Source organism: Photobacterium sp. HL06 (genome assembly GCF_059552575.1).
Window position 1 is genome coordinate 2,071,479 of the sequence record NZ_CM183914.1, and the last position, 23,891, is coordinate 2,095,369.

16 protein-coding genes are annotated in these 23,891 nt (G+C 45.9%); 5 read left to right on the forward strand and 11 right to left on the reverse strand.

Features of this window, described 5'->3' with window-relative positions:
* Positions 1-196: 196 nt before the first annotated feature.
* The 3 genes from prc to AC51G0_RS09705 form a co-directional block, all read right to left on the reverse strand.
* Positions 197-2,200, reverse strand: a complete 2,004-nt coding sequence (gene prc / locus AC51G0_RS09695) for a carboxy terminal-processing peptidase (protein ID WP_496298092.1) — start codon at positions 2,198-2,200, stop codon at positions 197-199.
* 17 nt (positions 2,201-2,217) lie between these two features.
* Entirely contained in the window at positions 2,218-2,862 is a 645-nt protein-coding gene (gene proQ / locus AC51G0_RS09700; protein WP_496298094.1) for an RNA chaperone ProQ, read from the reverse strand.
* A 109-nt stretch (positions 2,863-2,971) separates the two neighbouring features.
* Positions 2,972-3,430 (reverse strand): GAF domain-containing protein, encoded by a 459-nt coding sequence (locus AC51G0_RS09705; protein WP_496298095.1) that lies wholly within the window; start codon positions 3,428-3,430, stop codon positions 2,972-2,974.
* 84 nt (positions 3,431-3,514) lie between these two features.
* Here AC51G0_RS09705 and AC51G0_RS09710 point away from each other — a divergent pair, with 84 nt between their 5' ends.
* From AC51G0_RS09710 to AC51G0_RS09730, 5 genes are all read left to right on the forward strand, one after another.
* A complete protein-coding gene (locus AC51G0_RS09710) occupies positions 3,515-5,347 on the forward strand; it encodes an ABC transporter ATP-binding protein (protein WP_496298096.1) in 1,833 nt (610 codons plus the stop codon).
* Between the two features lie 72 nt (positions 5,348-5,419).
* Complete coding sequence (locus tag AC51G0_RS09715) at positions 5,420-6,616, forward strand: PqiA/YebS family transporter subunit (RefSeq protein WP_496298097.1); 1,197 nt, start codon at positions 5,420-5,422, stop codon at positions 6,614-6,616.
* A complete protein-coding gene (locus AC51G0_RS09720; RefSeq protein ID WP_496298098.1) occupies positions 6,597-9,224 on the forward strand; it encodes an MlaD family protein in 2,628 nt (875 codons plus the stop codon). Before AC51G0_RS09715 ends, AC51G0_RS09720 begins: the two co-directional genes overlap by 20 nt.
* Before the next feature lie 176 nt (positions 9,225-9,400).
* A complete protein-coding gene (gene rsmF / locus AC51G0_RS09725) occupies positions 9,401-10,831 on the forward strand; it encodes a 16S rRNA (cytosine(1407)-C(5))-methyltransferase RsmF (RefSeq protein ID WP_496298100.1) in 1,431 nt (476 codons plus the stop codon).
* 528 nt (positions 10,832-11,359) lie between these two features.
* The gene (locus AC51G0_RS09730) at positions 11,360-11,953 is read left to right on the forward strand and encodes an FMN-dependent NADH-azoreductase (RefSeq protein ID WP_496298102.1); all 594 of its coding nucleotides are present in this window, start codon (positions 11,360-11,362) and stop codon (positions 11,951-11,953) included.
* Between the two features lie 115 nt (positions 11,954-12,068).
* On the opposite strand, the gene AC51G0_RS09735 is transcribed toward AC51G0_RS09730, so the two are convergent.
* The 8 genes from AC51G0_RS09735 to AC51G0_RS09770 all read right to left on the reverse strand — a co-directional run bounded on the left by AC51G0_RS09735 (position 12,069) and on the right by AC51G0_RS09770 (position 23,874).
* Positions 12,069-13,328, reverse strand: coding sequence for a MipA/OmpV family protein (locus AC51G0_RS09735; RefSeq protein ID WP_496301915.1), 1,260 nt, complete (start codon positions 13,326-13,328; stop codon positions 12,069-12,071).
* 472 nt (positions 13,329-13,800) lie between these two features.
* Positions 13,801-14,457 carry a hypothetical protein gene (locus AC51G0_RS09740; RefSeq protein WP_496298104.1) on the reverse strand — a complete coding sequence of 219 codons (657 nt, stop codon included), beginning with the start codon at positions 14,455-14,457 and terminating at the stop codon, positions 13,801-13,803.
* Between the two features lie 474 nt (positions 14,458-14,931).
* Positions 14,932-15,276 carry a carboxymuconolactone decarboxylase family protein gene (locus AC51G0_RS09745; protein WP_496298105.1) on the reverse strand — a complete coding sequence of 115 codons (345 nt, stop codon included), beginning with the start codon at positions 15,274-15,276 and terminating at the stop codon, positions 14,932-14,934.
* 274 nt (positions 15,277-15,550) lie between these two features.
* Positions 15,551-16,342: a PoNe immunity protein domain-containing protein gene (locus tag AC51G0_RS09750; RefSeq protein WP_496298107.1), complete on the reverse strand. Its 792-nt coding sequence runs from the start codon at positions 16,340-16,342 to the stop codon at positions 15,551-15,553.
* Positions 16,342-17,091 (reverse strand): PoNe immunity protein domain-containing protein, encoded by a 750-nt coding sequence (locus tag AC51G0_RS09755; protein WP_496298108.1) that lies wholly within the window; start codon positions 17,089-17,091, stop codon positions 16,342-16,344. Before AC51G0_RS09755 ends, AC51G0_RS09750 begins: the two co-directional genes overlap by 1 nt.
* A gap of 12 nt (positions 17,092-17,103) precedes the next feature.
* On the reverse strand, positions 17,104-19,083 hold the full coding sequence (locus AC51G0_RS09760; protein ID WP_496298110.1) for an RHS repeat-associated core domain-containing protein: 1,980 nt from the start codon (positions 19,081-19,083) through the stop codon (positions 17,104-17,106).
* A gap of 79 nt (positions 19,084-19,162) precedes the next feature.
* Entirely contained in the window at positions 19,163-19,510 is a 348-nt protein-coding gene (locus AC51G0_RS09765) for a DUF7957 family protein (protein ID WP_496298112.1), read from the reverse strand.
* Positions 19,507-23,874, reverse strand: coding sequence for an RHS repeat-associated core domain-containing protein (locus AC51G0_RS09770; protein ID WP_496298114.1), 4,368 nt, complete (start codon positions 23,872-23,874; stop codon positions 19,507-19,509). Before AC51G0_RS09770 ends, AC51G0_RS09765 begins: the two co-directional genes overlap by 4 nt.
* Positions 23,875-23,891: the final 17 nt, after the last annotated feature.

A 23,891-nucleotide genomic window follows, 5' to 3' on the forward strand; every position in this document is an offset into this window, starting at 1 on the left:
AATATGAATCGACAGTCTCATAATTGAGACAAACATTCACTTAAGTAAATTCATGTTTGCATAAGAAAAAAAGGTTATAAGTATTCCAACTGACACCAAGCTGGTTAATTTATGGTAGTAACATAAATAGATAACATGAGGTTTTGGCAAATAAAAAAACGGCACCTAAAAAAGGTGCCGTTTTATAAAAGATAATTTAGCTTGATACTTTCACTAAATCAGCCGTAATTGCTACTGCTTCATTCAGATAAGCATCAGGTGCTTCATAGTCTTTTGGAATATCATCCAAAGAGGCAAAAGTCTTCTTACCTAATGCTTTCTGGCGTTTATTCAGACGAGCTAAACGATCAACTTCATCTTTCTCTTGCTCAGCAATACGTTTTTTCTCATTTAGCGAGACACTATTGATATCTTTATCTTCTTTATACCGAAGAATATCTTCTTGTATAAATCCGAACTCCATATCTTTTCGGATACGCGACTCATGCTTTGATTTCAGTGATGGCAACATCGCAGAGAAGTTATAGATTTTCTGATAACTTGCTGGTTTGATGCTATCCCATGGTAACGCATTATCCTCAACACTTTCACCGGTTTCCGCCGGATCGATGGCCGTTGGGAACGAAACATCTGGCACGACGCCCAAGTTTTGAGTGCTTCCACCATTGATACGATAGAATTTCTGAATCGTATACTGAACATGGCCAAGAGGCTTATCAAACAAATCATAAATATGATTTAAAGAACGATGCTGTTGTACCGTCCCTTTACCAAATGATTGCTCGCCAAGCACAACGGCACGACCATAATCTTGCATCGCAGCGGCAAAGATCTCTGACGCAGAAGCGCTGTAACGGTTAACCAATACCGTTAAAGGACTATCAAAGTAAACGCGATCATCAGAATCTCCATTCACTTTTACCCGCCCATAACTATCGCGAACCTGCACAACAGGGCCGCTATTGATAAACAGTCCAGTCAGTGCGGTGGCTTCTGTTAACGCACCACCACCATTGTTGCGTAAGTCGATAACAATACCATCAACCTGCTGGTCATTCAGCTTACCAATTTCTTTCTTGGTATCTTCAGACAAGCCAACATAAAAGCTAGGAATTTCAATCACTCCTACCTTTCTGCCTTGTGAGAATTTAACTGATGACTTCACTGCACGATCTTCAAGACGGATCTTGTCTCGAGTAATTGTTACATCGTAACTTTTCGAGTTCTTGCCTTCAGGCAAGATTTCCAGCTTAACCTTGCTCCCCTTAGGGCCTTTAATTAACTGGACAACATCGTCAAGACGCCAGCCTATAACATCGACCATATCTTTGCCGTCTTGGGCAACACCGACAATTCGATCGCCTGCAGCAAGCTTCTTGGAAGCGGATGCAGGACCACCAGCAACCAGCGATCGAATAACCGTGTAGTCATCGACAACTTGCAATACCGCCCCGATACCTTCAAGCGAAAGGTTCATTTCGGCCTGAAATTGTTCAGCGTTACGAGGTGACAAATAGCTGGTATGCGGATCGACCTCACGAGCAAATGCATTCATGTAGATCTGAAATACATCTTCATTGTGAGTTTGGGTTAATCGTTTTAACGCATTGTTATAACGTTTAGCCAAGGTGTCTTTGATTTCCTTCCACTCATCTTTACCCGCGAGTTTCAGATTTAGCGCATCGTATTTAACCCGCTTACGCCACAACTCGTTTAACTCATTACGATCTTTCGCCCAGTTGAGCTCAGATCGGTCGATAGTGAAATCTTCATCGGTATCGAAGGTGATTTCTCTGTCTAGTAGAGTTAATGCATACTGATAGCGGTCATAACGACGTTCAAGCAACTTATTGAATATATCAAACGCAGCTGTTGATTCACCTCTTTTGAGCTGATCATCTAACTTGTGTTCCCATTTTTCAAATTGCCTGATATCAGAAGCAGTAAGGAAGCTTTTGTTGAAGTCCAACATTTCGATATAGCGATCGAAAACGCTGGCTGAGAATTGGTCATCAAGAGAGAATTGCTTGTAATGCGATCGGGTAAATCGCGAAGCGACCCTTTTACTTGCTGTAGCATGCTGCTTTTCAGGCGCAAGCTGTGGCAAATCACTTAACGAATACTTAGCCTCTAGGGCTTGCGCTGAAGCTGCTAGCATCATGCCAGCAGCGATCAGTGAGAAACGGAATCGACATTTCATACGTCGAGCATTCTCCTTTACGAACGAAGGTGCTCCGCTTTAACTACCATGGTTAAACCATTGGTCAAACGAACACGCACATCGCCCTTATTAATTTCAACGATAGTCGCCGGCATGTTTCCGTTGCCCATATTTACACTAACGTTCTTGCCAACTTTAACTTCATCAGCAGTCAGTGCACGGGTCGTTTCAGCAGGCTTTTTATTTAGCTTAGTCGTTTTTTGCTTAGTGCTCGTTGGTTTAGGCGATTTTGCACGAATTTTTTTCGCTTTCGCTTCACCATCTTTGCTAGCAGCTGCTTTCGCTTCTGCCTGCTCTTTACGACGAGCACGTACTTTAGCCTTGCTCTCATCAAGTGCTTTCTTCGCGTGTTCTACGTGTTCTTCTTCCAACACGCCACACTCGTTACCATCAAGGTCAACACGACTTGCACCAGCTTTAACACCGTGAAGGTAACGCCAGGAAGAAGTATATTGACGCAGAGCTGTACGCAACTGAGTTTTACTTACTTTTGGGTCTTCATTCAGACGCTCAGCGAGCTCTTGGAAGATACCAATTTTTAGAGGCTTTGCTTCACCTTCAACAGTAAAACATTTTGGGAAACGCTCAGCAATGTATGCAATCACTTCTTTACTGTTCGTTAGCTTTTCAGAGTTTTCCATGGACTTTCCTGACAAATGCGAGTGAGACTCGCCGTTAGTACTTTGATCAAAAAGAAATAGTCCCGCTATTATAGTTACCTAACGCTGAAAAACCACCGAAAGCATGCAATTAGAGCCTTTTTTGTAGTTCCTCGACCAAAGTAACTAGTCCATCTTCATCAGATTGGTCAAATCTTGATAGATTTGGGCTATCAATGTCCAATACACCAAACAACTCCCCTTGTACGGTAAACGGGATCACGATTTCAGAATTACTGGCAGCATCACAGGCGATGTGCCCTTCAAACTGATGTACATCTGCAATACGCTGCACTTTATTCTCGCTAATAGCCGTACCACAAACGCCCCGTCCTACCGGAATTCGAACGCAGGCAGGATTTCCCTGAAATGGCCCAAGTACCAACTGGTCGTCTTTCAAAAAATAGAAACCGGCCCAGTTAATATCTTCTAACTCCATGTAGAGTAACGCACTAATATTAGAAATATTAGCAATGAGATCTGGCTCGCCTTCAATCAGTGAAATCGCTTGTTTCGTGAGTCGTTTGTAAAATGCTGCTTTATTATCCATGGCTTACTCCTTCTATAGCCGATAGAATGGCAATCCTTACTAGTAATAGGAATCATTATCACTGTGAAAGGCAATTCGAACCAAATGATTAACTGGTCTTGGCTGATAAAGCAAGCAAAACATCATCGTCCAAGATTGGTTGCAGCAAATATCATCGCCCTGGTCGCTACGCTGATCAGCGTGCCTATTCCTCTGCTGATGCCGTTAATGGTTGATGAGATTTTACTGGACAAGCCCGCAGGTGGTATCCAATTTCTCAACGTTTTCCTGCCGGAGTCGCTTCATCAGCCTGCGGCCTATATCTTCATGGTTCTCTTTCTTGTTGTACTGATGCGGGTTGGCAGTCAGGCACTCAATATCCTACAAAGCCGACAGTTCACACTCATTGCCAAAGATATTACCTACAACATGCGCCAGCACCTCATCGACAAGCTTGGCCGTATCAGCATGCGTCAATACGAAGAGCGTGGTAGTGGCGGGATCACCTCACACCTGATCACTGATGTCGAAACCATCGATAAATTTGTGGGCGATACCTTAAGCCGCTTTCTTATCGGCTTGCTTACCGTTGTGGGTACTGCGGCGATCCTGCTTTGGCTTAACTGGCAGCTAGGGTTGTTCATCCTTTTGGTCAACCCTGTCGTGGTTTACGCCTCCCGCATGATGGGCAACCGTGTTAAAACCCTTAAAAAGAAAGAAAACCAAGCTTTTGAAAAATTCCAGCAAAGGCTGGTTGAAACCCTAGATGGGATCTATCAGCTACGTGCTGCCAACCGTGAGCGTGAGTTTCTCACCCAGCTAAAGTCTAGCGCCAATGATATTCGCCATGACGCTGACAAATACGCCTGGCAATCTGAAGCTGCTGGAAGGCTATCTTTCCTTCTGTTCTTGGTCGGCTTCGAGCTGTTCCGGGCGATGGCTATGATCATGGTGCTGTTTAGTGATTTAACCATTGGTCAAATGTTTGCTGTTTTTGGTTACTTGTGGTTCATGCTGGGCCCGGTTCAGGAGCTATTGGGTATCCAGTTTGCGTGGTATAGCGCATCGGCAGCCATGCAACGCCTGAACGGATTAATTTCACTTGAAGAAGAAGTGCGTCCAACGCCGAAAGTCGATCCCTTTACCGATGGTGAAACCCTACAGATTGATGTCAGAGATCTTCACTTTGCCTATGATGAAGATAAAGAAGTTCTCCGTGGGCTGAACCTGTCGATTCCGTCTGGCAAACGTGTTGCGCTGGTTGGATCCTCAGGAGGCGGTAAATCAACGCTCATCCAGTTGCTATTAGGTATTTACCAAAAAGATAAAGGTGACATCTTTATTAATGGCTACCCTATCGAAGATGTTGGCTATGAGGCTCTGCGAAACAAAATGGCTGTTGTTTTACAACACCCAGTTCTGTTTAATGATACGCTAAGGCATAATTTATGCCTGGGAGCTCAATTTAGCGAACAGGAGCTATGGCAAGCATTGGAAATAGCCCAGATGGCCGATGTTACCGAGCGTTTAACCAAAGGCCTGGATACGGAAATTGGTCGACAGGGCATTCGTTTATCCGGTGGTCAACGCCAACGCTTGGCCATTGCCCGTATGATCCTCGCCAATCCTGAGTTTGTGATCTTGGATGAAGCGACTTCGGCACTGGATACTGCCACTGAAGCGGCCTTGCACACCGCCCTGAATCAGTTTTTAGCCAACCGAACCACATTAATTGTGGCCCACCGTTTATCTGCGGTTAAGCAAGCTGATTTAATCTATGTGCTCGAAGATGGACAGGTTAGCCAAACAGGGACCCATTCAGAGCTGGTGAATGAAGAAGGTTTATATCAGACATTATATGGCTCTGTACAATCATCTGAACCTTCAACTTCAACACCTGCAGACCAACTATCGGTAGCCAGAGTGAATCTAAAATAATATAGTGTTCATTTTTTACGGCCCAGGTTAAAAGCTGCTTAGTTTTTGATCTATATAAAGGATTAAACAATCATGTCAACGGCAAGACTCTGCCCCGGATGCGACTTACCTGTCATGCCTCAGGTCGCCCTTCGGGGACAAAGTGCCTATTGCCCACGATGCAATACTCGCCTCTACCGCGGTGGACATACTCACTTCAGTGGTGAATTTGCCATCGCATTGACGTGTTTAATCCTTTTCATCCCAGCGCATTTTTTCCCGCTAATCACTATTCGCCTCTTTGGGGTTATGATCCCTGCGACCCTACCATCAGGCACACTGACATTAGCCTCAGATTTTCCGGCTGTGGCCGTGCTGATCCTATTTTGCAGTACCATCGCTCCGCTCTTGGTCAGCTTATCGGTACTCGGTGCACAAGCCGGATTAAAATTCAGGCGGTTGCAGCTTTTTAGAACGTCCCTTTGGATTATTCAACACCTGAAATACTGGGCAATGTTTGATGTCTTTCTGGTTAGTCTTGCCATCTCCTGTTTCAAAGTTCAGGACTATGCTGACATTTACGTCGGTCCCGGCTTGTTTTCGCTGATATTACTGCAAATCCTAATGTCCCTGCTGATCACACGCATTAGTGTCAATCGTTATTGGGAGGCCTGGCAGCCTGAAATTGATCACAAAAAAAATGAATTAGAGGCCCATTGCCATACTTGCCATCTAACCCAGGCCCATACCGACACCTGTGTTCGATGTGCATCGCCGCTATACCTGCGGATGCCACACTCGATTCAAAAAACCTGGGCATTACTTATTGCAGCAACTGTGTTTATTTTTCCTGCCAACCTCTACCCAATCTCTATTTTCCTCAATAACGGAAAACGGGTTGAAGATACTATTTTCTCTGGTGTTGCCTCGCTGGTGAAAAGTGATATGACGGGCATTGCCATTATCATCTTTATCGCCAGTATTGTTGTACCGGTCGCTAAAATTCTCGGCTTAGCGTTTCTATTGCTGACCATTCAGTTCAAGCGCAAAGTCAATCACCTTCAACGTATGAAACTCTACCGTGTCATACAGTGGATTGGAAAATGGTCAATGATGGATCTTTTCGTTATCTCCATCATGGTAGCCTTAATCGACCGCGACCAACTCCTTGATTTTACACCCGGCCCGGGGGCAATTGCCTTCGGGGTTGTGGTGGTTCTTACTATGCTCGCAGCTGAAAGCTTAGATTCTCGTCTGATATGGGACAACTATGAACAACGGACTAAATAACCAACAACCAGAACCGGTCAACATAAAACGCGATCGCGGAATATCCCCTCTATGGATCCTCCCGCTAATTGCGCTCGTTCTTGCAGGCTGGCTCGTGTTTAAAGCCGTCAATGAAGCAGGACAAAGAGTAAAAATCCACTTCAATGATGCGGCAGGCCTAACGGCAGGTAGAACAACCATCCGTTATCAGGGTTTGGAAGTTGGTATAGTACGTGATGTCAGCTTATCTGAAGATCTGCAGAGCATTTATGCCGAAGCCGATATTTATCCTGAAGCCGTTCAGACGCTCAAGGAAGGGACTCGTTTTTGGCTCGTAAAGCCAAAGGCTTCTATTACTGGTATCTCTGGTCTGGATGCGTTGGTGTCGGGTAACTACATTGCCCTGCAGCCTGGTGAAGGTAAAGCTGCCTATGAATTTTCTGCCCTCGATACCCAACCTTCAGATACACCGTTAGGCCAAGGGCTAAAAATACAATTGCGTTCACCAAACCTGGGTTCTGTCAGTATCGGCTCTCAGGTTCTATACAAGAAAATACCTGTTGGTGAAGTCTATAACTACACCCTTAGCAATAATAGAAAGCGCGTACTGATAGATATTCTGATCAAGCCACAATTTGCCGAACTGGTAACGAACAAAAGCCGTTTCTGGAATGTCAGCGGCATGAGCGCCAATGTCGGCTTCAATGGGATCGATGTACAGTTTGAAAGCTTGTCTGCAATGATTGGTGGTGCGATTGCCTTTGACTCACCAGATGAAGGCCTGGCTATTGAGCCCAATCACCTATTTCGCCTCTATCCTGATCTGAATACCGCTGGCCGTGGTATCGCAATCACGATTGATCTACCAGATGGTAATAATATCAGTACCAGTGGTGCCCCAATCATTTATCGCGGCCTGGAAATTGGCCAGATATCGGATCTGCGTTTAGACGAGGAGCGACAAAAAATCGTTGCCCACGCTGCAATCGAACCAAGTATGAGCGATCTGCTCACAACGGGTTCACGTGTGCTGCTTGAGGAAGCCGAAGTTTCGCTAACCGGTATGAAGAACATCGGCAACCTGATCCGTGGTAACTTCCTCACCCTGATCCCAGGTGAAGGCGAGACAACACGCCAGTTCAAGGCAATCACCCAAGACGAGTTGCAGGAGCAGCAGCCAGGTGTCGCGACCTTCTCCCTATACGCTGATAACAGCCACGGTATCAAACGCGGTACCAGGCTAAAGCATCGCGGACTGGAGGTAGGCCGGGTTAAGAAAGTCCTTCTTGATGGGAAGCGCGTTCGCTTTGATGTCATCGTGAAACCTGAGCACACCTCATTGGTTCGGTCTGCCAGCCGCTTCTACCTCGACGGCGGGATCCAAGCCAATATCAGTACAAAAGGCATTGATGTCAATGTTCCGCCAGCCGATCAGCTGGTAAGCCAAAGCATTAGCTTTACCAGCTCTGGCAGTTCGACAATCCTAAAAAGCTACCCGCTTTACAAAAACCAGCAGTTAGCGGAACTGGCTGCTGATAGTCAGAGAGGGGTTGCCACACTGATATTGTTTGCCGATGAGCTACCGCCGGTTTCTGAAGGTAGCCCTATCCTTTACCGTAACCTCCAAGTTGGTGAAGTAAAAAACTATGCCCTAACCCGTGACGGCGTCACTATTTCAATTATTATTGATAATAAATACCGCCACCTGATCAAAAAAGACACGGTCTTCTGGAACCGCTCCGGCGTTGAGGTCGAAGCAGGATTAGACGGTGTAAACATCAAAGCCGACCCTATCACTACACTTATCAAAGGCGGTATTGCGTTTGATGAATTAAGCGGTGTTTCCAACAAGGCTGGCAGCCGCTATAAGCTCTACCCTAGCCTAAAAGAAGCCAAAGGCTTTGGCCTACTGATCACACTGACTGCCGATAATGTCAAAGCGATTTCAGTCAATTCAGATATTCGCTACCAAGGCGTCAATGTGGGTAAAGTTGTTGAAACGACACCTGACTTTAATGTGGGTAATGTCAAAATAAAGGCCCGTCTATTCCCTAAGTATGCGCAGTTACTCGCAAAGTCCAATAGCTACTTCTGGGTTGTAACACCACAAATCAGCCTGACTGGCGCCAAGAACCTGGACACATTACTGAGCAGCTATATCGCTGTTGCACCAGGTGATGGCCATTACTCCCAGTCCTTCGAGCTTGGCAGCGCAGAGCTCGTCAAATCAGGCCTGACTGTTATCTTGGAAAGCGAAGAGCGCGGCTCAATCAATGAAGGGACACCACTGCTTTACCGTGATATTCAAGTTGGCCAGGTTGTGAAGGTCTCGCTAGGAGAGCTAGCCGACCGCGTTATTCTTGAAGCACAAGTTGAGCAAGAGTACAGCCACCTAGTCCGTACCGACACCGTATTCTGGAATGTATCAGGTATCGATGTCACCATCGGCTTAACAGGTGCTTCGGTTCAAAGTGGCACAGTAGATAGCCTGATACGTGGCGGGATTGCGTTTGCCACCCCTGAAGAACAACCACTGTCTTCAAAAGCAAAGCAGGAAACCCACTACCTGCTACACAAACAAGCCAAACCACAGTGGAAAACCTGGCGCACTGCCATACCTCGCCACTAACAGCCTAAATCATCTCTATCAAGCTATTGTTACCAAAGGAGCGCTATGCGCTCCTTTTCTTATCTACAGAGCTAGTTAAACGCTATTCAAACAATGAACTACACCATGCAGACATCGATTCTTAGCCCAGTTTGTTATAGACTCACGCCCCATTGCTAGTTAAACGAGATAGTCCCTTGCACCCTAATATCCACATCCCAGAAGCCTTCATCGAGCAAATCCGTCAGACCATGCCAGAGCACCTGAGCATGAATGAGTTTATTGCCTGTTGTAAGACGCCTTTACGCCGCAGTATCCGGGTTAACACATTAAAAATCAGTGTGGAAGACTTCCTGGCCCGTGTCGCCGATAAAGACTGGACGTTAACACCCGTTCCGTGGTGCGAGACCGGTTTCTGGATTGAGCGTGAAGATGAAGAGACTGTCTCGCTCGGTAATACCGCCGAGCACATGGCTGGCCTGTTCTATATCCAGGAAGCCAGCTCGATGATGCCGGTAACTGCCTTATTAAAGGACAACGACGCACTTGATTGTGTATTAGATATGGCTTCGGCTCCCGGTTCGAAAACGACTCAGATAGCCTGTGCGATGGAAAACCGTGGCGCATTGGTGGCTAACGAACTGGCAGCAAGCCGGATCAAAGTTCTCCACTCCAACCTGCAGCGCTGTGGTGTGTATAACGCATCGCTGACCCACTTTGACGGCTGTGTTTTTGGTGGCTGGGCACCAGAATCTTTTGATTCAATTTTGCTGGATGCACCATGCTCAGGTGAAGGTGCGATCCGAAAAGATGACGATGCGATGGAAAACTGGAGCCTAGCGTCGGTTAAAGAAATTGCAGCTGTCCAGCGCAACCTTATTGTCAGCGCATTCCAGGCGTTGAAACCTGGTGGCGTGATGGTGTATTCAACCTGCACCCTAAACCTCAGTGAAAACCAGCAAGTTTGTCACTACCTCAAAGAAACCTTCGGTGATGCGGTTGAGTTTGAGCCATTAAATACCCTATTTGATGGCGCCGACCAGGCACTAACTGAAGAAGGCTTTCTTCACGTTTATCCACAAATCTTCGACAGCGAAGGCTTCTTTGTTGCCCGTATCCGCAAGCATCACTCGGTTGAATCACCAAAGGTAAAAAAACGACTAGGTAAGTTTCCTTTCAGTTTGGCAAATACCAAAGATCAGCAGCTGATCACAGACAGCATTAAAGCTGATCTCGATATTTCCCTGCCAGAAGATAGTGAGGTTTGGATTCGGGATAAGGAAGTCTGGTTATTCCCTTCCCACCTTCGAGCTTTGCTGAGCGAGATCCGTTTCCAGCGCATTGGTATCAAACTGGCTGAGCAGCATAAGAAAGGTTACCGCTGGCAGCACGAAGCGATTATGACACTTGCCAAAGGCAATGAGAAGGTGGCGATTGCCCTAACGTCCGAACAAGCTAAAGAGTGGTTCATGGGGCGTGATATCCGACCAGAGAACCTATCTGGCAAAGGCGAAGTCATTGTGACTTACCGCGACTATCCAATTGGCATTGGTAAATGGGTTGGCAACCGCATCAAAAACGGTCTGCCTCGTGAGCTAGTGCGAGATAATAATTTATTTGATATCTAACTGGCCTTTCAGCACAAAATAAATGGCATCAATGATATATAGCAACAGTATCAGAGTCGAATGACATTCTCAGCGCTAAAACTGGCAAATTGTACTGCTTGAACTACCATTGATAGTGTAATTGATCTCCATTTACTAACCAGTTAGCGCAAGGCTCTCACGAGCCATTCCCCTAAGCCCGAGACAGGAGTCGTTTCGGGCTATTTTTTGTCTTCTTATCCACAATTACCAGCCTAGTTGCAAGCATCAAACTACCTTGACACAAATGCAAAGCAAAATAGTCTTACACGATTCTATGTTGCCCAGTTTTTTCTAATAACTGGTTAATAATTAGCCATTCACTAAGCTAAAAATAAATGTAACCCATCACAAAAATATTTTTAAGCTGCTGATATAAAAAAATTAAAAATGGGAATCTCGACTAATTCAATTTTTTCGAACAACACGCGCGACTTTTTCCGCTATCTTCATTCACCCTTGTTCAATATATTTATTCCCAAGCCAACTCACAGCGCAAAGGAATTTATTATGTCAAACGTACTAGTTTTGAAATCAAGCATTCTTGGTGGTTATTCTCAATCAAACGCTTTAATTGATCACTTAATCGCATCTTGGGAAGGAAAAACCAGCGCTGTGATTGAACGCGATCTTGCGGCAAACCCACTACCGGTTCTTGATGGTGAAATCGCTGGCGGTCTTCGTGGCGGAGATAACCTAACTGCCCGCCAACAAGAAACGCTAGCATTATCCGATCAACTGATTGAAGAAGTTAAGACCAGTGATACGTTGGTAATTGCAGCACCTATGTATAACTTCTCTATTCCAACTCAGTTAAAGAACTGGTTTGACTTGATTGCCCGTGCCGGTGTGACATTCAGCTATACAGAAACGGGGCCTGTTGGCCTGCTAACCGGCAAGAAAGTCGTTGTAGTGACGACTCGTGGCGGCATGCACAAAGACGGTGCAACTGATCTGATGGTTCCATACCTCAAAACCATTCTTGGCTTTGTCGGCTTAACCGATGTTGAGTTCGTTTATGGCGAGGCCCTTGCTATGGGTGATGATTTTGCAGCCAAAGCCATTGCGGGCGCAAAATCTGAACTTGAAAAACTAACTGCTTAGTATCTTCCACTGGCGCTTATTGCCACATTGCTATTTTCATTTTGCTATTTGCCAATTTCCTTACCTGTTACGGCTAACAGGTAAGGTTTTTTTTCATTCCAATATTAAGGTAGGTTCAGAGGTCAAACTGCAGATAGACCGTATTGTAATTACTGCCCCCTTTGATACGCCCAAACTGCGAAGCACTCTCAAAAATGGCTGAACGATGATGCAGGCTGTAACCCAGCCATACCCCATCCATCGGCTTGTGGTTGAATAAATCCCCCAAATTGACATCAAATGAGAAATCCAGGTAGTTCAGCAAATTACTTGGCTCATACCCCTTGCGGTCCATTTCACTTTGTTCGATATAGGTAATACTATCGATATACGACAAGCCTTCTGCAACACCAAAGCGCCATTGCACTGGCCAATTAACCGTATAATAGGCTTTAACCGCCACAACGTACTCTTGGGTTGTACTTTGTACATCTGAGCTCCAGTGCCACACAAAGCCCGGTGTCAGGTAAATATCAAGCGGGAGCCCAAACAGCTCATCTGTCAACGGATGACCATAGAACAGAGATGTCAGCTGGTTATTGAACTCATCTTTTACCCTGTTGCCAGAGAAGATCTCACCAATATTCGACGGTGTTGCCCAACCATGAGCAAGACGTAAATAAGGTTGGTTGGTCAGTGAAGGCTTCCTGGGCTTTTTAGCATCGTTGAAGAATCCGAAGCCAAGGTAAACTTCGCCCTGCCAGTCTTCATTCACAATGTCAGAGTCACGAATATTGCTGTCAAAGCGCGTTGCGTAGGCACCACCAAGCAGATAGAGATTAGAGGTTACATGGTAACTTGCAGAGCCACCGAGTTTGAAGTCCACACCCGCATTGATTGTTTCGAGAGTTAAGCCATAGTAATAGCTATTGTAGGCTGACTCTTTCCAATGCAGCGATGCTTCTGGCCTAAAACCCCAGTTTCCAGTATTGTACACGCCACCTAAGGTAGCCAGATAGCTCAACCTGCCGTCTGGATCCGATAATGCTTCTAGTTCGCTATATAAGTTATCATCTAACTGGTACTTAAACTGAATACCGATATCACCGGTATCGCCACCTATTTGATTCTGAAATGAGGATGGAATATCGATAAAGTGCATCCGCACCAGTGCATTCAGTTCCCACTCGTCCTGGCGATAAATGTTCACACCGCCTTCCGTACCGTTGAGAAAGAATCGATCCCCCTGATAAAACATCATCGGGACAAAGGTCGATACTGTAGAATCTTCAACGACCTCATCTGTCGCATACGGAATTGTTGCGTTTCGGACAACTGCGGCCAAGCCCCATCTTTGCTCTCCGTCCCGTTTTACCCTCAGATCATCTACAGAGATAAAGCCATCAGGTTTAGCGGCATAACCTTGCTCAAGCGACTCCCCATAACTTGAAAAAGCAGCAACAGACAAACAAAAGACAACATACCCCCAAGGTCTCAACACTTTCTCTACCTCATTTTTATTATTAGTTTTAATAAGTTAGCCAGCAATAACTGTTATTATAATCACCGTCTTCAATAATGGCTTTATCAAACCACGTTAACGAATAGACCTGATCATATGAACCACTCACACCTAGAGCAAACATATGTATAAGATTTAACAGTATTTTTATAAAGAATAGATAAAAAAAGAGTAAAAAGACTTTTCAAAATCGAAAAGGAGGAGATTAACCTATCCTATCGAGTTCGCCCCTTCGCTGATGGTTAGCTTGTAAAGCAGCAAACGCGGTAATCACTACCGCGCATCACAATGCTGTGGGAAATTGGGTGAGTTAAAAACTATTGCTTATTCAGTAACAACACAAATACTACGCTAATACACTTTTTTGATGTTGGTGTTTCTCAACCTGCTGTTTAAACATAGCAAGTGAGCCTTCAAACTCAGGCTGAATTGTAAACTCTCCCGTACTGGAGTGATAACGGCCGATCTGTCGCTGCTCAGGACGAAAAGTAAAGATAAAATCGTCTTGCTCTTGGCTAGTATAAAACTCATCAACACGATACTGCTTCTGCTCACCGCTAAAACAACGCTCAAAGAACTGCAGTAACTCGTGCGCTTGAGGCGATTTAAAGGTCTGCTCACCGATCGTCGCACCCGTTTGATCCGAGACAAACACAAGGTAGCTATGTTCACTGTACTTCATGATCTCGAATAATTTACGTCGTTGTAACTGGGTCGGTTTTACCGCGACATGTACTCGCCCCCTTGCTTCATAGCGAATAATGCCTGTCGCTGTCATAAGATTAACAATGGTAATCTCATCGCATCCACCCTGCATCTCCTCAGGTAACAGCGCCGCTACTGCTCGGTGATATTGTTTATTATCCATATCCGAACGTTGCAGGTTGAGTAAACTACCATCCGGTAGTATATATCCTCCATCCTTGTTAGAACGCGTGACACCAAAATGGGCCACCAGCTTATCCAATAACTCTTCACTGAATTTTTGTTCTTTTTGAATCATATTTCTCATCTATTTGAATAACTGCATAAAGCGGCAGATGTCTTTATCATTCATCAAGGAAATTCAAAAATCAGTGCGTAACCTCTCATTATGCAACTAATGAGCATTTTACTAATTGTTTCTAAGAAGCTTTCGAGCACAAGGTTGCAATATAATATCAGAAGTATTTACCATTATACGGAGTATTATTTTACGTTGATGGCTGGACGCTTTCTGAAGCTGAACTATAATAATTATTGAAAAGCGTATCTTTCTGCCAATAGGTCGTTTGAGATGAGGGGAAAGAGTAGCAACCATGCCAGTTTCTGGGCTTGCAGCATGGTCAACGAGAGAGAAGCAGAACCCTGTAATAGCTAACTCTCGACGCGCTTTTCATACTCCTATCATGTTTAGACGAAAACAAAGAACCCGCCTGTTACGCGGGTTTTTCATTTTCTACCTACTCTAACTGTCCTGCGTTCAAGCCATATAAGGCTACACTTCCCAATCACCTTCAGTTGGCTTGCTAGCTTCTAGCTTCTCATCGGCCCAGCTAAGCGCCGCCATCACACAAGGAAAGCCCAGGGTACTGGTTAGCAGAATAAGTACATGGCGAATTTCATCTGCACTGGCACCAGCTTCAAGTGCTCTTTTGGTATGGCTGTGGACAGCACCTTCCGATCGTATTGCAGCGGCCGCTGCCAATTGAATGAGCTGTGCTGTTTTCTCATCGACGGGCCCTTCTTGCTTGGCCGCCTTGCCGAGGGTTTCAACAGCGTTTAATAGATCCGGGTGTCGTTTCTTAACCTTTAGGTATTGATTGGATGGATTGGCAGCCATGAGTCTCTCCTTGCAATATGAAGTTAATCATTAGTATAGACAGCTATTGCTGAGAGGGATTTTCGATATACCAACAAGTTGATCGGCTTGGTTATATTGATATTCCCGTTGCTGCTCGGTGTTAGTATGCTTCCAACACTGTTGCTCTAAACAACCTTGAATATCAACGATTGTGAAAACGTTACACCGTTGCTTTGTGAATGGTTGATTTCCCCCATTGGACAATACAGTGGGCTGCAGGCAGCCGTTGGATCGATATTAAACTATTGGAGATCTACCTCACTAAATCAGCGGGATAATATAAGTTAGCTCTAAGTGTCTTATCATCAAGCCTTAATAGGTTAACGACGAGCACAGCTTCAAAGCTCCAGTACCCGGTGTAATAATCCGTATATTCAAACTCACAGTCACATAAGTGATTGTCATACCAGTCAGCATCCTGATTATTTGCATACCATGACTCGAGGAATGAGCTAACTAATGCAGAGCACCCTTCCGAGTTGGAATTCAATGCCTCATAGAGTAATTGATAGCGTTCCGGGTATAACAACTCTGCCGCTTGCTCTCGGTCATTATCTCCCAGAGCAACGGCTATATTATCCAACAACGCATCCCTTCCTTGATTACCAATAAGGTTAATTGCCTCTTGAATATGGGTTTGTTCAACGGCACACGCCACAAGTAGCGACAGCCACCATAGCGTATAGATATAGCGGTTGATATTCTCTGAGCCAGACGCTTTACCCTGGCCTCCGAAGACTTCAAAGGGTTTGCGATACACTTGGTGCTCAGGCGGCAACATATCAGCTTTATCTTTCAGCTGGCGGCGAAGCGGCAAGATAGCTTCCGCTTTTGATTTCAGCCCCCCAATATCAGTACCTGCAGAATAATGAGCTACCGCACGCATTATGGCTAGCTGGTACAGTTGTTGTGCTGCATCCACTTGTTCGGCGGGCAAGGGAAATTCGCCGTCATCCAGTGCCTCTTGGGTCTCGGCAATCGCTTCGTCCAAATCGGACAGTAACTCGGAAAAATAATCCTGTGAACGTCTTGTGTCACGCAACATTACATCTCCTTGTAATGCACCAAATCGACTGGGTAATAAGGGTGGTCACTAAAAATACTGTCATCAATGTCATAGAGTTTTACGACAAGCGCCGCTTCCCAGCACCAATAGCCATCATAAGCATCTGTATCCATCAAGTGATAGTCAGGGCGGCCAATCAAATCATACCAAGCCTCAAGGTATGCCTTCATCAAGGCTGGGCGCTGCGCTGGTTCAGCTTCAATTACTTGATACAGTTTCTTGAACCGTTTGGGGTACAGCAGTTTATTACCAACAGGCCTTTCTATATCACCGAGCTTAACCGCGATGTTGTCAAAGAGTGCATCCAGCCCTTTATTTCCGGTTAGCTCCAACATTTTCTGGTAATAGCTATCACCCATTCCCACGCAGTAGGCAAAGGCAAACCACTTTAAAAACATCTCGGTATAGTCTTCACGCAACTGCTCCCAGCCAATTCGATCTGATTGCTCTTTTTCAGGCAGGCTATCAGCATAGTTTTTCTGCCACTCACGGTATTCCAATGTCAGTATTAAATCATCGTGCATGGCTTCTATGTCATCGCCACGGGAGTAGCGCACATGCATTAATTCAAGCGTGTTATCAACAACCCTAAATGAAAATCGCATTTTTTGATAATCACTAAATTTGCTACCCAATTGTAAATCTTCTCGGTATTCATCGATACATTCCAATCGAAAATCAAAACTCTCATTAAAGTATGCTTTGTCTTTTAACGTATCTCTCATCATTGGATTACCCTATTAATTAAAACCGAAAACATTCCCGACTACGTGAGCATTATTATCAAGATGCTTAACAAGCAATGAGCCATCTGCCTTATTTCGAATCAAGTACTTTCCTACACTACCATCAGCTTTATCCAGTCCCCTTAAAATTTTCTGTCTTTCTTTCCTACTCATTCCCGCTTGTTTTAACCTTTTTTCAGTAACCCAATCATCACTCATCTGCTTGCCGTCTTTAGTCTTACCCAAGCGCGCCTTGTTATACTTCGCTTCGGTAATCACAAAATCCGGTGGCGGATTGGGGTGACGGTAAATCCCGTCTATGCCATTGGCACCAGGATGGTATACGCCGTCTGTATTTCCAAGGGCTGTAAAGCCTTTCTCTTCCATCAAGGCATGGGCATTGAATTCCCCTGCCGCCGATTTTCGATGATTTAAGCCTTTATAATCAAAATCATCCGGTGTTTTCCGGCTATTGAAATCAAGCTTCTTGCCAAGATCGGCTATTTCGGGCTTCAAATCAAGGTTTGAAAACACCTTTTTACTCGGATTAATGGCAGTGGCATAACCGCCAATAATATTACCAGCCAGCACAAAGTCACCACTATCCCAATGTTGCTGGAACTGGCTGTAGTCGTTCATAGCTTGATGTGCCGACTGATTGAGGCGGTAATCCGTCCTTGCTCTAGACCCGGTACTGAACGAAGTGCCTAGCCAATGGTCAGCAGGCTCAAGTAAACCATAATCGATAGGATAATACACCGCATCCACGACGGCATAGAGGCCATCATAAATCCCACTAAAAACCGCATCAATGGCTTGGCCAGGATTTGAAATTGCGTATTCAGTCGCATGGGTTATTGGATCAATTGCGCCCTGTATTGTGCCGCCCACTAACTCGGCTGCATTTTTAAGTGTCATCCCCTCATTACAACTCAACCCCAGCGGAACCACCCATTGCACGGGATTGGGCGCATATTGGTAAGGGTTAATACCGCCGAGTAGGCCTATCGGGTCTTGGTGGATGAACCGTCCCGCTTTCGGGTCGTAGTAACGGAAGCGGTTGTAATGCAGGCCGGATTCTTGGTCATAATACTGGCCTTGAAAGCGCAATGGATTACGTATAGCTTCAACGCATAGTGTGACATATCCATAAGGCTGATACTGGGCATGCCAGACAACGGTTCCGTTCTGGTCGGTAAGTTGTATCGGGGTGCCGAGATGATCAAGATGGTAATAGTAAACTTGCCCCAGCTTGATCAGGGCAACGGGCCTGAAGCTGTTCGGCTCATAGATATACCAGGTATATTGGCCGTTACTGTGCTCGCAGATAAGCTGGTCGCCATCCCACAGGAAATCAGTACGCTGACTTTCAGTGATTTTGGCACTTCTGCGGCCAAGGGCGTCGTAATGGTACTGGGTGTATTTGCCTGCTTTTTTCAGGCTGGTGAGTTGGTTTAGGCCATTGAAGCGGCGCTGTTCATTACCTTGCGGGGCATGGCTTTTTATTTGATTGCCAAAGCGGTCATAACTGTAGTGGCTGCCTTGCCATTGCAATAGCCTATCCTGGCTGACGTGACGCTCTTTGTCGCCCTGTTGGCTCCTGTCACCTTGATTAATCTGCGGGTTGCCAAAGCTATCGAAGGCAAATAGTTGTTCAGGGTGATGTGGTAACTGACTGTGGGTTAGCTGATCAAGTTGGTCAAACTGGTAGTTACTCTCGCCCTGCTCGCTATCTTGTATACCAATAAGCTGATCGGCTTGATTATATTGGTATCTACGTTGCTGCTTGGTATTGGCATGTTTCCAGCTTTGCTGCTCTAGACGACCTTGAATATCAAATGATCGTGAAAACGTTACACCGTTACTTTGTGAGCGGCTGATTTCCCTGCCGCTGGTATCAAACTCGCGTTCAATTAACGGCAGTTGATCCCAGTCAATGCCCGCCAGGAACCCCCTATCGTTATAACGGTAAGAAATGTGATGATTATCTGGCAACAGGGTGCGAATGCGTCGCCCGGCGGTATCGTATTCATGTTGTAGCTGCCAGTTATCTTGCCAGATTTCACTTGGTTGTCTATTTATTAAACGCTACAGTTGTAATCCCACCTGTACATAAGTCAACTATATAATCTACTCCACTCCAGCTACCAGCAATCAATTTGTTATCTTCTGAAAGAAAAATTGAAGTATATGGCTTATCTGCCTCTGTTCCATGAGGGCTCTCTTCAATTTGCCACTTACAGTTACCTTCAGCGGTAAAACCATAAATATTTGTGTTAAATATCTCGCCGCAAACAGGTTCAACTCTAACAATTACCATATCATCACAGATTAAGACTTGAGCAACAGTATAAGGCATATTTATTGCCTTACCATTGATAGTAATTACGCTTTCATCAAGTTTATATTTCACTTCACTCATAGATCTAACCTCTCTGTATTTTTAAATGCAGACTCTGGTAAACGTTGTAATAATTCATATTGCGTCGCATTGCCAATACCGTTGAATGCAGGCAATGGATTCACTGTACCAGTACGGATCCTAGTACCAGCTGGAACATAGACCTCCGACATATATATTGGTAATTCTGGAAGAGCATACTTAGACTTAATTTGCTCTGGAGTAAGACCTTCCAGTGCCTCTCTTTTCATCATCCATGACCGAGCTTTATTATATTCACCATGAACACGTACGTATACATCATCTACAGTCGTCTCAAACTCAGTGACTCTAGTTCTTGGAGTATAGGGTGGTTGCCAATCAGCTGGAAACTTTGCATTAACATCATCAGCAGACTGGTAAGATATATTGATTCTCTTCGCATACTTACCAGTTAACGTTTGAGTAGCTAAATCATCAACACTATCATCTAATTCTCGCATAACTTTTGGAGAATTGGCTAGCTTTACGCCTTCTGGAACCACGTTTTTTGCGAACCCAGTAGCTAATTTACCTGTGACCGAGCCCAAGCCTGCAGTAATTGTCTCAAATACCGCCGACTGTTCATCAAGTGGAGTTAACTGGTTACCAGTAAAAGGATTTATCTTCAGCCCATCACCACGTAATCCACTACCATAGTAGCCAATTTGGTTACCGATACCTTCTACAATTCCTCCCACTAATGGGACATTTTCAACTATCGAGTTAGCCGAATTTAGCAAAAAACCTCTATCAACAGGCTGCGAGGTCACGATATTTTCTACCGGATATATCACCTTTCCACTTGGTAATGTAATTACATTACTAGCCTCTCCCTCCTTACAACTCAACCCCTGCGGATCCACCCATTGCACGGGATTGGGCGCATATTGGTAAGGGTTAATACCGCCGAGTAGGCCTATCGGGTCTTGGTGGATGAACCGTCCCGCTTTCGGGTCGTAGTAACGGAATCGGTTGTAGTGCAGGCCGGATTCTTGGTCATAATACTGGCCTTGAAAGCGCAATGGATTACGTATAGCTTCAACGCATAGTGTGACATATCCATAAGGCTGATACTGGGCGTGCCAAACGACAGCTCCATCCTGGTCGGTGAGTTTAATCGGGGTGCCGAGATGATCAAGCTGGTAATAGTAAACTTGCCCCAGCTTGATCAGGGCAACGGGCCTGAAGCTGTTCGGCTCATAGATATACCAGGTATATTGGCCGTTACTGTGCTCGCAGATAAGCTGATCGCCATCCCACAGGTAGTCTATACACTGGCTTTCGGTGATTTTGGCACTTCTGCGGCCAAGGGAGTCGTAATGGTACTGGGTGTATTTGCCTGCTTTTTTCAGGCTGGTGAGTTGGTTTAGGCCATTGAAGCGGCGCTGTTCATTACCTTGCGGGGCATGGCTTTTTATTTGATTGCCAAAGCGGTCATAACTGTAGTGGCTGCCTTGCCATTGCAATAGCCTATCCTGGCTGACGTGACGCTCTTTGTCGCCCTGTTGGCTCCTGTCACCTTGATTAATCTGCGGGTTGCCAAAGCTATCGAAGGCAAATAGTTGTTCAGGGTGATGTGGTAACTGACTGTGGGTTAGCTGATCAAGTTGGTCAAACTGGTAGTTACTCTCGCCCTGCTCGCTATCTTGTATACCAATAAGCTGATCGGCTTGATTATATTGGTATCTACGTTGCTGCTTGGTATTGGCATGTTTCCAGCTTTGCTGCTCTAGACGACCTTGAATATCAAATGATCGTGAAAACGTTACACCGTTACTTTGTGAGCGGCTGATTTCCCTGCCGCTGGTATCAAACTCGCGTTCAATTAACGGCAGTTGATCCCAGTCAATGCCCGCCAGGAACCCCCTATCGTTATAACGGTAAGAAATGTGATGATTATCTGGCAACAGGGTGCGAATGCGTCGCCCGGCGATATCGTATTCATGCTGTAGCTGCCAGTTGTCTTGCCAAATTTCAGACGGCTGGCCATTAAGGTGGTAATCGATGCTGAGTTTGCGCTGGGCATTATTGGCATGGCGCAGGCGGCCGAGTTTGTCATATTGGAAATGATTCGACAAGGAGATACCGGCGGCACTGCTGCGCTGCTCAATAACCCGGCCACAGTTATCGCGCCGAAGCTGAACAAAGCGCTCGCCCTGCTCGGCGAGGCTAATCAGCCTTCCCTGCCCGTCATATTGATACTGCTGGGTGCGGCCATCAAATCCGATGGTCTGGCTAACCCGCTCTTCGCTGTCGTAGTCAAGCTGATAGCTCGCGCCGTCACTGCGTTCAATGGCGGTGAGGTTACGCTCTTGGTCGTATTGGAATTTTAGCCAGCTACCATCAGGGCGGATGTGTTGTACCGGCTGCGCTAGCCCTTGATAAACGAAGGTATTCGTTCGCCCAATCGCGTCGGTAAAGACCGTTGGCCGACCTGCCCAATCATAGTCGATACGCTGGCTGTGTTGCTGGTCAGGGTTGGAATTAGGATACTCGGTGATCTCGACGATCTGGCCTGATCGCTCCCGTTTGTATTGCGTTACCCAGCCATCGGCATTGATGATACCGTTAACTTCACCAAGCGTGTCATAGCTATAGCGGGTTATCGCTTCGCCATCCTGAATAGCTGCCAACAAGCCGCGCTCATTCCACCAATAACGCAGACTGTGACCGTCTGATTGCTCAATATGGATAACCCGCCCATGGCGATCATAATGGTACTGCTTTAATGCGCCTCCTGGGCTTTGCTGGCTCAGTAGGCGGCCAAAACTGTTGTAGTCATTGAGCCATTCACGGTTTTCACCGTCAACGATACGAATAACCTGTCCCAGCCGGTTATAGCTATAACGTGTCAGGCTATTATCCGGGGCCTGCACTTCGCAAAGCTGCCCGAAACCATTGTAGCGATAATAGGTTGTCGCACCGCCTGGGGCTAGTTCTGCTATTTTTCGGGAACGGGAGTCATAGCGGTAGCACCAGGTATGCCCTTGTGGAGATACCTTGCGAACCAGTCGCCCCTGGGCATTATGCTCGTAGCGCCATTGATTACCTAGGCTGTCGGTACTAACGGCAGTATGTTTGTCGATGTCATAGTCAAATTGGTAGTGATAGTTCCCATCATCCCCCCATTGGGCTATACAGCGCGCTGATTCGCCTTCACCTTGCCATTCAAAATAGTGACTAAAACCGGAGGAACGTGTTCTCTGGGTGAGTAGATGTCCGGTGTAGCGATAGCATTCGACTTGTTGCTGACGGTTGCTCGCCTCGCACAAATCACTTTCGGCATTGTAATGATAATGGGCGAGCACGGTTGGGGAATTCAGGTTAGCTTTTGTTCCCTTTTGTATCACCTCTTCTGTACTTGCCGGAACTTGCACTTCAATGAGGTTACCGCCAGCATCATAATGCAGCTCAAGCTGCTGGCAGCCATTAGCGCTAATACGAGTCAATCGCCCGGCGCTAGAATAGCTTAAGCGGTATTGCTGCGTTTCATTTTCTCGAAGCCTATCTAGAACCCAGCGCTGGTTTTGGTTAATGAAACGAAGCTGCCGGCCGTCATTGAGTGTAATTTGGTAGTAGCCATGGGGATCATGGTATAAAGAAGCACCTGCCGCCAGTTGGTAACTGACGGCATCGGCTGCAACATCATCAAATACCAAAACAGAACCTTGGTTATCAACAAATTGCCATTGATAATCATCTGTCTCAGCAAGCTGTATTTGGGTAAGTTCAAAATGGAAGTTGCTTCGCCAGCCATAACCTAAGCCGATATTCTGCTGGCAAAGGCTTGAACGGTATAAGCGTTCCCACCGAATAGGCACACTACCCGACAAGGTGATATCCGTTAGCTGTAAGATCTCTTCACCCGTTGCCATGGATACCGGATCGCCGCAGTATTCCATTTCATCAGGTGTGACGGAGGTGGGCGTATTCTTGACACTATCTTCTCCTAGGGGTGTATTTTCTGCCTTGCCCCCCTGAGACATAACCTGTTTAGTACTTTGTACTACCTGCTCAGCAAATGATGGCTGATGTACGACAACAGGATCGACGGCAGGGACTTCATACACCCGCAACTTTCCGTCAAAGAGTGCTTTTGCCAACGTTTCCCGAGCTTGAATGAAGGAATTCCGGCCTCCTGTTCGGGCTTGTACCTCAGCAGGGAAATCCAGCATCCCCAATACCGCCAGAAGATCTGCTCCTTGGCTAGGCCTTAGACGAGCAAATTTATCAATAAGCAGACGAGCCAGTTGCAGGGTTTCAAAACGGGCAGGTGCCTGTTTGGCATCATTTTTATTTGCTGTGGTAAATTGATACGCCTTGCCATCGTTTGCTTTAAGCTGCAGTTGCTTGAGTCCGTCCATGTTACTCCACAATCATC

Coding starts and splice junctions, on each gene's coding strand:
- prc (WP_496298092.1), bottom strand. CDS start 2,200: ATGAAATGTCGATTCCGTTTCTCACTGATCGCTGCTGGCATGATGCTA.
- proQ (WP_496298094.1), bottom strand. CDS start 2,862: ATGGAAAACTCTGAAAAGCTAACGAACAGTAAAGAAGTGATTGCATAC.
- AC51G0_RS09705 (WP_496298095.1), bottom strand. CDS start 3,430: ATGGATAATAAAGCAGCATTTTACAAACGACTCACGAAACAAGCGATT.
- AC51G0_RS09710 (WP_496298096.1), top strand. CDS start 3,515: ATGATTAACTGGTCTTGGCTGATAAAGCAAGCAAAACATCATCGTCCA.
- AC51G0_RS09715 (WP_496298097.1), top strand. CDS start 5,420: ATGTCAACGGCAAGACTCTGCCCCGGATGCGACTTACCTGTCATGCCT.
- AC51G0_RS09720 (WP_496298098.1), top strand. CDS start 6,597: ATGAACAACGGACTAAATAACCAACAACCAGAACCGGTCAACATAAAA.
- AC51G0_RS09730 (WP_496298102.1), top strand. CDS start 11,360: ATGTCAAACGTACTAGTTTTGAAATCAAGCATTCTTGGTGGTTATTCT.
- AC51G0_RS09740 (WP_496298104.1), bottom strand. CDS start 14,457: ATGATTCAAAAAGAACAAAAATTCAGTGAAGAGTTATTGGATAAGCTG.
- AC51G0_RS09745 (WP_496298105.1), bottom strand. CDS start 15,276: ATGGCTGCCAATCCATCCAATCAATACCTAAAGGTTAAGAAACGACAC.
- AC51G0_RS09750 (WP_496298107.1), bottom strand. CDS start 16,342: ATGTTGCGTGACACAAGACGTTCACAGGATTATTTTTCCGAGTTACTG.
- AC51G0_RS09755 (WP_496298108.1), bottom strand. CDS start 17,091: ATGATGAGAGATACGTTAAAAGACAAAGCATACTTTAATGAGAGTTTT.
- AC51G0_RS09765 (WP_496298112.1), bottom strand. CDS start 19,510: ATGAGTGAAGTGAAATATAAACTTGATGAAAGCGTAATTACTATCAAT.
- AC51G0_RS09770 (WP_496298114.1), bottom strand. CDS start 23,874: ATGGACGGACTCAAGCAACTGCAGCTTAAAGCAAACGATGGCAAGGCG.